Origin of the sequence: Streptomyces pathocidini (assembly GCF_001418495.1) — a bacterium.
In the GTDB taxonomy this organism is placed as follows: domain Bacteria; phylum Actinomycetota; class Actinomycetes; order Streptomycetales; family Streptomycetaceae; genus Streptomyces; species Streptomyces pathocidini.
In genome coordinates this window covers 1-1,175 of record NZ_LIQY01000547.1, presented here as the reverse complement: position 1 = coordinate 1,175, position 1,175 = coordinate 1, and the positions used below count along the sequence as shown (strand labels likewise).

General features: G+C 71.3%; 1 protein-coding gene. It reads left to right on the top strand.

The features are described from left to right. Positions 1-1,175: NAD(P)/FAD-dependent oxidoreductase (locus tag AOK16_RS22335; RefSeq protein WP_055473961.1), on the top strand; the 1,175-nt coding region annotated here is incomplete at both ends.

Genomic DNA, 1,175 nt, shown 5'->3' with positions numbered 1-1,175 from the left:
ACGTACCAGCCCTTCCTCCCGGAGGCCGCGGCCGGCTCGATCTCCCCGCGCCACGTGGTCGTACCGCTGCGCCGCGTCCTCGACCGCTGCCAGGTCGTCATCGGCGAGGCCACCGCCATCGACCACGCCAAGCGCACCGCGACGATCAGGACCCTCGCCACCGAGGAGGAGGGCACGGGCGCGGTCGAGGTCGAGTACGACGAACTGGTCCTGGCCCCCGGCTCCGTCTCCCGCACCCTCCCCGTCCCGGGCCTGGCCGAATACGGCATCGGCTTCAAGACCGTCGAGGAGGCCATCGGACTGCGCAACCACGTCCTGGAGCAGCTCGACATCGCCTCCTCCACCCGCGACCCCGCCGTCCGCGACGCGGCCCTGACCTTCGTCTTCGTCGGCGGCGGCTACGCGGGCGTGGAGGCGCTCGCCGAACTCGAGGACATGGCCCGCTACGCCGCGCGCTATTACCACAACCTCTCGCCCGAGGACATGAAGTGGATCCTCGTCGAGGCCACCGGCCGGATCCTCCCCGAGGTCGGCGAGGACATGGGCCGGTACGCGGTCCGCGAACTGCGCAACCGCAACATCGACGTACGCCTGGAAACCCGGCTCGACAGCTGCGAGGACCGGGTCGCCGTGCTCAGCGACGGCTCCCGCTTTCCGACCCGCACCCTCGTCTGGACCGCCGGAGTCAAACCCAACCCCGTCCTCGCCGCGACCGACCTGCCGCTCAATGAGCGCGGCCGCCTGGTCTGTACGGCCGCCCTCCGCGTCGAGGGCGTCGAGCACGCCTGGGCAGCCGGGGACGCCGCGGCCATCCCGGACCGCACGGCCAAGAAGCCTGGCACGGAGTGCGCCCCCAACGCCCAGCACGCGGTCCGCCAGGCCAAGGTGCTCGCCGAGAACATCGCCGCCTCGCTGCGCGGCGAGCCGGTGAAGGACTACGAGCACGCCTACGTCGGCTCCGTCGCCTCCCTCGGCCTCCACAAGGGCGTGGCCCACGTGTACGGGCGGAAGTTGAAGGGCTACCCGGCCTGGTTCATGCACCGCGCCTACCACCTCAGCCGGGTGCCCACCTTCAACCGCAAGGCCAGGGTCCTCGCCGAATGGACCCTGTCCGGGCTGTTCAAACGGGAGATCGTCTCGCTGGGCTCCCTGGAGAACCCGCGCGGCGAGTTCGA